At 65.4% G+C, this 8,213-nt stretch carries 4 protein-coding genes; 2 read left to right on the forward strand and 2 right to left on the reverse strand.

All coding sequences use genetic code 11. The features are described 5' to 3' along the window. Both NVV99_RS25795 and NVV99_RS25800 read left to right on the forward strand, forming a co-directional pair. A partial coding sequence (locus NVV99_RS25795; RefSeq protein WP_260783245.1) for a hypothetical protein occupies nucleotides 1-289 on the forward strand: 289 nt, incomplete at its 5' end. Between the two features lie 125 nt (nucleotides 290-414). Beyond that, nucleotides 415-1,272, forward strand: coding sequence for a glycosyltransferase family 2 protein (locus NVV99_RS25800; RefSeq protein WP_080678480.1), 858 nt, complete (start codon nucleotides 415-417; stop codon nucleotides 1,270-1,272). Nucleotides 1,273-1,274: 2 nt separating this feature from the next. On the opposite strand, the gene NVV99_RS25805 is transcribed toward NVV99_RS25800, so the two are convergent. Further along, nucleotides 1,275-1,847, reverse strand: coding sequence for a polysaccharide pyruvyl transferase family protein (locus NVV99_RS25805; RefSeq protein WP_158455910.1), 573 nt, complete (start codon nucleotides 1,845-1,847; stop codon nucleotides 1,275-1,277). 865 nt (nucleotides 1,848-2,712) lie between these two features. Continuing rightward, the gene (locus NVV99_RS25810; RefSeq protein WP_260783246.1) at nucleotides 2,713-8,175 is read right to left on the reverse strand and encodes a non-ribosomal peptide synthetase; all 5,463 of its coding nucleotides are present in this window, start codon (nucleotides 8,173-8,175) and stop codon (nucleotides 2,713-2,715) included. Nucleotides 8,176-8,213: the final 38 nt, after the last annotated feature.

The raw sequence follows: 8,213 nt of genomic DNA on the forward strand, positions 1-8,213 counted from the left end.
CACCACCGCCACCGCATCACCGGCCGACTCCACCGCCGACACCAACAACTGCGGCAACAACACACCCCGACGACCACTACGTCGATTGGAACGGCTCGAAACTGGGGTTCGAACCCTGCCTGAACCGGGCGCTGTCACTCTTCCGAACCGTGGTCCTTCCTGGTCGGATTTCGCGTGCGTCACGTATCAAACTCCTCCCGACCGAGGCACCCCGACGTCCCTGGTCGCAAAGAAAGTTACCGGCCGAGAACAGATCCTGCAGGACCGCAGCGTCAACACGCGAATATGACCCGAAAACAGCGGATTATAGCACGGCGACGGCAGAGCCACCCTAAGGAATTCTAAAGTGACATATCTTACACTCAGCTCCACCTGTCCAGCGTGGACTCCGCTTCATGGGTAGCGTAGATCGCCATGAGCCGAGTAACCCTCTCTGTTGTAGTGCCCGCTTACAACGAGGAACGGTATATCCGGAAATGCCTGTCGACCCTCGCGCACAACCGTGAATGGATTGACGAAGTTGTGGTTGTCGACAACAATTCGACCGATCGCACGCGCGATATTGCAATGCTCTTCCGTGACCGTTTTGAGAAGTTTGCTGTCATCTCGGAACAGACACCGGGAGTGGTGCATGCCCGGAATGCGGGATTCAACGCCACTTCGGGTGACATAATAGCGCGCGTAGACGCCGATACGATCGTGGGCAATTCGTGGGCTAGGGCGATTCACGAATTCTTCCGGGAACAACCAGGGTATGCTGCAGTGACAGGACTATCATATCTATATGAGTCGCCCGTAGCCGGCTTGCAACGCACGATTTTCGATCGTTTCTCAAGGCGCTGGCGCTCAAAAGGATCGCGCCCAGTCGTTGTATTGTCTGGTGCTAATATGGCCATTCGTCGAAGCGCTTGGGAGACCGTGGAGAACAGCACGGCCGTATCTAGGGACGTCCATGAGGACGTCGATCTTTCCCTCTGCCTCTTGAAGCATGGATTTCAGCTCGGTCAAGCAGCGGATATGCTCCTTTCGGTTTCCGGACGTAGAGGAAATAGCAGTTTGAAGGATTACCTCTCATATACGAGAGCGACAAAGAGAACTTTCGTGCGCCACGGACACGACTATCTGGGTTTGCGTCTTCTACTCATCGCGAACATGCTTGTTCACGCAATTTTTCTTCCGCTGTACAAGAGTCATTCGTCAATATCACGCATCCGCGGCCTCGGTGGCGGGGCGAGAGCATTGCCCGTCGGTGATAGAGATTCTACGATGTAACATTACAGGTACGGTATTGCTCGAATCAGCCTGCTCTGAATTTCTTTCAGATTTGGAACAGCACAATATCCCCTTTTCAGGTCCTCCACAGCCTCCGGATCCCAGACGAGATCAGCATCGTACTGTGTTGCGGTCCCACCGAAGGCGGAATAGTAGTCCTCGAACTTGTACCGACCACCACCGATCCGGCCACTCAGCGCGATCCAAGCATTCGGGATGCCGAACGAATCGGCGACAATAAGGCCGTGAAGACTCGTCGAGAAGATGAACTCACATTCAGTAATGTCGGCAATGACATCGCGGGGTTCTCTGGACGGGTCGATAAGTGCGACGCGCCCCTGTTGCGCGAGGGCTCGTACAACCTCGTCTTTCTCATCCACATAATGGTAGACAAGACCAACCTTTCCAGTCACTACCGGTGAGCGGGGGTAGACTCTACTGGCAAGTAGGCCCGGGTCACCGAGGGCTACATCTCGGACCGGACGGATACGTGAGAGAGTGAGTTCTCCCCGAACCGCATAGAAATCGAAATCGGGATGATCCCAATTTCTCCCCCCCGCAGTGCCGCTAGCCATGAATCCCGAACCCCATACCTTCAGCCCACTTGGCGCACCCGCGCCCTGCACCATTTCCAGGATGGACCCGGCACCGATGAATTCACTCCGTTTGGGGTGAGCCCAAGTGCACGTAACTCCGGCGAGTCCATGGACGATTCCGGATGTGAGCTCGTCACCAAAATTCGGCCTGTCGGTAACAAGTCCCATGCGCCGCCACCAAAAAGTCCTGATGCCTTCGCGATGCGGCATAAATCGGTCCGATAACACTCTACGCATGTATGGGATCATGGTTTGCCATCGTAGCGGCAACTTGTCCCGCGGAGAACAGGAAAATACCGGACAAGCCGACGACGCATACTTGCATCACAAATGTTTCGCCATGAAGACCGCTATTCTTTTCGAGAGCGGTTGTCTTCATCACATTCGATCCTCAGCAATGAGACGAACTCAAGATCTTCCCTCCCGCCGGTGTCCCAAGTCCGTAAGCAGGCACAGATCATTCGTCACCTACTTGTCCCGAGCTCCATGGAAGCGGTATTCCGGTCCTTTCGGTTCCGGGACGATCGCGACCACGCCGGCGCGCCGCTGCGGCAACCATCCTACTCACCGGGTGCCCCGTAGGGCGGACACCGTCAACGTTAATTCCGTCGTCATCAGCCGGCCACGGGCTCACCCGGGCCCGCATCGAGCTACGCTCACTCGACTTCCCACGGCGAGCACGATCTTGGCTCCGTGCCCTCATTGGGCGGGTTCCCCATCCGTGTGCGCGTCCCCGAGCGTGCTCGGCCCCCGACAAGACCTCTGTGCAACACGGAACAGCTCTCCTTCCGGCCGTGGACGCTCCGAACGAACTCGGCCGGTAAGTAAAGTTACCTTTCCGCAATCATTCCTGCAGGACCCAGGGGGAACGCAGGTCGGAGAGTTTGCCGGCGAGTCCGGCGGAGAGCTCCGCACCGTCGTGCGCCGATCCGTCCGTGACGACGACCGCCACGAGGTCCTCGGTGTCGGGCAGAGCGGCGAGTTCCTCGGCGGGGACGAAGCCGTGGGTCACCCACTCCTCGTCGACGAGGATGCCCGGATCATGGTCGGGACCGGCGGGAACGACAACGGCGCCGGTGATCGCCGCGGCCAGGACGGCAAAGACCGTCCACTGGTCGAGGCGGGAACCGGCGAGAAGGACCCGCGACTCGTAGGTCAGATCGAGGCCCTTCCGGCCGCGCCGCAGCGCCGCGACGACCGCACCGTGGGTGAGATCGAGTTCACTCGTCCGGACGGCCGTGTCGTCGGGGCCGAGGACGCCGGAACGGTCGGTGTACGCGATCGAACGGGTCGGCTGCTCCGCGACAAGTGCGAGCGTCTCCGGATCGTCGACGAACGTCCCCGCTACCGAGGATGGCAGATCGTCGCTGCGTGCGAGGGTGGTCAGCACGTGATCTGCGGTGACCGCGGGGTCGACCGTGACGGCGGCTCCCGTCTTGACGGCGGCCCACACCGCGACGACCAGCTCGGGACCGATCGGAAGGTCGACGGCGACGGTGCGACCCGGACCCGCTCCACGGGAGATGAGGTAACGGGCCCACTGCGACGACCGGCGCTCGACGTCGACGAAGCCGAACTCGGTGTCGCCCACCACCACGGCGGGCGCCTCGGGATCGGACTCGACCGCGATCTGCAGCTCCTGGACGACGGTCCGGTCGACCGTCTCGAGAGCGGTTTCCCGGACCGGAGCGGCGACCGCGGTGATGGCCGCCTCACGCTCGGTCTCGGTCCGGACCTCGATGTCGCCGACCACCGAACCGGGATCGGCGGCAACGGCGTCGAGGACCGTCACGAAGCGTTGCGCGAGTGCCTGCGCCGTCGTCTCGTCGAAGAGGTCGGCGGCGTAGGTGAGTGCGATCCGCATGCCGTCGTCGCCGGCGAGCGGCTCCACGGTCACCTGCAGGTCGAACTTCGCGGCAAGCACCCCCGAATCGAGTGCTTCCACCGTGAGCTCGGGCAGTTCGAGCCGGGCGGGTTCGAGGTTCTGGAACGAGAGCATCGTCTGGAAGACGGGATGACGTGCCGGCGACCGGGTGGCGACGACCTCGTCGACGATGCGCTCGAACGGGATGTCGGCGTGCGCGAACGCTTCGAGATCGGCGGTGCGTGCCTGTCCGAGGATGTCGGCGAAATGCGCGCCCGGATCGACGTCCGTGCGCAGCGCGAGTGTGTTCACGAACATGCCGACGATGTCGTCGAGCACCCGCGAGCCGCGTCCCGCGACAGCGGTTCCCACGACGACGTCCCGCGAACCGCTCATCCGCGCGAGCAGGACGGCGAGCGCGGCGTGGACGACCATGAACAACGACGCGCGGTTCTCGGTCGCCAGTGCCTCGAGCCGCTGCCGGGTCGGCGCGTCGACCTCGGTGAAGACCGTGGCTCCGCGCAGGCTCGGTACCGCGGGGCGCGGCCGGTCGGTGGGCAGGTCGAGCAGGTCCGGTACGCCGGCCAGCTGCTGCTTCCAGTAGGCGAGCTGGCGGCCGGCCGGCGAGTCGGGATTCTCGGCGTCGCCGAAGGTCTCCTGCTGCCACGCCGCGAAGTCCGCGTACTGCACCTCGAGCGGTGGCCGGTCGGGGCGCGATCCGGACAGCCGGGCGACGTAGGCCTCCATGAGGTCGCGCGCCAACGGCACGAGCGAGGCACCGTCGGCCGAGATGTGGTGCACCACGAGTGCGAGGACATGATCGTCGGAGACGACCGGGCCGGCGCTGCCGCCGGCAGAGATCGAGACGAGGCGACCGCGTACGGGCGGCTCGGAGGACACGTCGAATCCCTGCGCGGCGACCTCGACCACGGCCTCGAAGGCCTCCTGCTCGGAGGCCACCCGCATCACCTCGAGCGGCGGCATCGACTCCGCATCCAGAATCTTCTGGAACGGGCCCTGCTCGTCCTGCGTGTAGACGGTGCGCAACGTCTCGTGCCGCTCGACGACGTCGCGCACCGCTGCGGTCAGCGCATCGATGTCGAGCGCACCCCGCAGGCGGATGGCGAGCGGGATGTTGTAGGTCGCGGAGCCCGGATCGAGCTGGTTGAGCACCCACATGCGCTGCTGCGCGAGCGAGAGCGGGATGCGATCGGGACGCGACCGTGCGACGAGCTCCGGCACCGCGCGATCGGAACCGCCGGCGTCGACGCGCGCCGCCAGACCCGCGACGGTGGGATCTTCGAACAGCTCCCGGATGGCCAGGCTCGCTCCGGTCGCCTCGTTGATGCGGGCGACGACCCGTGTCGCGACGAGGGAGTTGCCGCCGAGGTCGAAGAACGAGTCGTCGGCACCGACGCGTTCGATACCCAGCACCTCGGCCCAGACCTGCGCGACGATCCGTTCCGATTCGGTGGCCGGTTCGCGGAAACGATCGGCGTCGATGTCGATGCGGGGCACGGGGAGAGCGCGCCGGTCGAGCTTGCCGTTCACCGTGAGCGGCAGTTCGTCGAGCACGGTCACCACATCGGGAACCATGTACCCCGTGAGAAATTCGGATGCGTGCGCGCGCACCGCGGCCGGATCGACGGTCTCACCGGTGCGGGCGACGACGTAACCGACGAGACGTTCGCCGAGTCCGTCGTCCCGGACCATCGCGACGGCCTGTGCGACACCCGGAGCCTGCAGCAGCTGCGACTCGATCTCGCCCAGTTCGATACGGAAGCCGCGGAGCTGGACCTGCGAGTCGCTGCGGCCCGCGTATTCGAGGATGCCTTCGCCGTTCCACCGCGCGATGTCGCCGGTGCGGTAGAGGCGACCGCGGCCGAAAGGGTTCGCGACGAAGCGCGCGACCGTCAGGTCGGGGCGTCCGAGATATCCGCGGGAGAGCTGGTCGCCGGAGATGTACAGCTCGCCCGGCACGCCGGCGGGCACGGGATGCAGGCGCCGGTCGAGGACGTAGGCGTCCAGTCCGGGAAGCGAGCGTCCGATCGCGCTGGCGGCACCGGCCTTCGCGAGGGCGCGGTCGATGGGCTGGTACGACACGTGCACCGTGGTCTCGGTGATGCCGTACATGTTCACCAGTTGCGGACCGGCGGGGTGACGATCGAACCAGCCCGCGAGCCGGGCCGGGTCGAGTGCCTCGCCGCCGAAGACGACGTAACGCAGCGCGAGCGGTGCCGTGTCGGCCGCGAGAGTGCGATCGGCCTCGTCGAACTGGTAGAACGCCGACGGCGTCTGGTTGAGCACCGTGACGCCCTCGCGGCGCACGAGCTGCGCGAACAGCTCGGGTGACCGGGAGGTGAGGTAGTCGACGACGACGAGCCGGCCTCCGTACAGCAGCGGTCCCCACAGCTCCCACACCGAGAAGTCGAAGGCGTAGGAGTGGAACAGCGTCCACACGTCGTCCGGGCCGAAGCCGAAGCGGGGTTCGGCGTTGGCGAAGAGGGTCAGCACGTTCCGGTGTGTGACGGCGACGCCCTTGGGGCGGCCGGTGGAACCGGAGGTGAAGATGACATACGCGAGATCGTCCGGCTGCGGCGATGCGATCCGGTCGGCGTCGGTGAGCGGATCGGCCGAGACCGAGGCGTCGTCTTGTGCGGCGACGACATCGAGCATCTCGATTCCGCTGCCGCGCAACGCCTCCGCTCCGGGCTCGTCTCCGAGTGCATCCGAGGTGAGGATCACGCGGGGCCGTGCCTGGTCGAGGATGTACCGCACACGGTCCTGCGGGTGAGCGGTGTCGATCGGCAGGTAGGCGCCGCCGGAGAGCACGACCGCGGTGAGAGCGACCACGAGGTTCTCGGTCCGCGGCAGGGCCACCGCGACGAGAGTGCCCGGTCCGACGCCTGCGCCGACGAGCCGGCGTGCGATCCGGTTCGCGCGGGCACCGAGTTCGGCGTACGTGAGGGTCGTCTCCCCGTGAGTCACCGCGGCATTCGCGGTGTGGGTGCGGACGGCCGCGTCGAAACGCGCAGACAGCGTGGCCGGTTCGACGACCGGGACGGATTCGCCGAGCGTGTTCCACTCGGTAAGGATGCGGTCGAGCTCATCGTCGGTGACGAGCGGCACGTCGCCGACCGGGATGCGCGGATCGGTGGTGACCGCCTCGAGGATCCGCGAGAACCGTTCTGCGACAGCGGCGACGGTCTGCGGGTCGAACAGTTCGGTGGCGTAGTTGAATTCCACCACGAGACCGGAGGGATCGCCGGCGGCGTCGACGACATCCGCGACGGTGACCTGCAGGTCGAACTTGGCGACCTGCGCGTCGAAGTCGATACCGGAGACGGTCAGCTCGGGCAGTTCCAGCTGCGAGACCGGCATGTTCTGGAAGGTGAGCATCACCTGGAAGAGTGGGTGGCGCGCCTGCGAACGAGGTGGATCGAGCACCTCGACGAGCCGCTCGAACGGCACGTCGGCGTGGGTGAACGCCTCGAGGTCGGTCGTGCGCACCGAGTCGAGGAAGTCGCCGAAGGACGCTTGGGGTTCGACGGGTGTACGCAGCACCAGGGTGTTGACGAACATGCCCACCAGGTCGTCGAGCGCGGCGTCGCCGCGGCCGGCGACGGGGGTGCCGATGGTGATGTCGTCGTTACCGCCGAGCCGGGCGAGAAGCACGACGAGCGCGGCGTGGACGACCATGAATTCCGTTGCGCCGCTGCGGCGGGCAAGATCGGCGATCGCTGCGCGGACCCGCTCGTCGAGGGTGAGGCGGTGCGAGGCACCCCGATAACTCGCGACGGCCGGCCGGGGACGATCGGACGGCAGCGTCGCCTCTTCGGGCAGATCCGCGAGGGTCCGCGTCCAAAAGTCCGTCTCGCGCGCCATGAGCGACTCGGGGTCGGACTCGTCGCCGAGGACCTCGCGCTGCCAGAGTGTGTAGTCCGCGTACTGCACCTCGAGCGGTGCCCATCCGGGTTCCTCGCCCGCCACACGCGCGGCGTAGGCCGTCACCACGTCGCGGGTCAGCGGTCCCATCGAGTAGCCGTCGGCGGAGATGTGGTGCACCACGACGACGAGCACGTGCTCGTCCGGGGCCACGGAGAACAGGCGCACTCGGATCGGAACCTGTTGCGTCACATCAAAACCGGTGGTGACCGCTTCGGCGACCCGGGCCGGGACCTCGTCGGCGTCGACGGTCTCGGGGCGGACCTCGACGACCGCGTCCGCGGCGGGCAGCACCTGCTGGTAGCCGACACCGTCGATCTCGGGATAGACGGTGCGGAGCGATTCGTGGCGTTCCACCACGTCGGAGACCGCCGCTTGCAACGCGTTGGTGTCCAGTCGTCCCGAAAGGCGAATGGCCACAGGGATGTTGTTCACGGCGGAGTGCGGTTCGAGCCGATTGAGGAACCACATGCGTTGCTGCGCCAACGACAACGGCACCCGCTCCGGACGCTGCCGCGCCGCCAACACCACACTCC

This window comes from Rhodococcus sp. PAE-6, from assembly GCF_025290685.1.
GTDB lineage: Bacteria > Actinomycetota > Actinomycetes > Mycobacteriales > Mycobacteriaceae > Rhodococcus > Rhodococcus pyridinivorans.

Coding starts and splice junctions, on each gene's coding strand:
- NVV99_RS25805 (WP_158455910.1), bottom strand. CDS start 1,847: ATGGCTAGCGGCACTGCGGGGGGGAGAAATTGGGATCATCCCGATTTC.
- NVV99_RS25800 (WP_080678480.1), top strand. CDS start 415: ATGAGCCGAGTAACCCTCTCTGTTGTAGTGCCCGCTTACAACGAGGAA.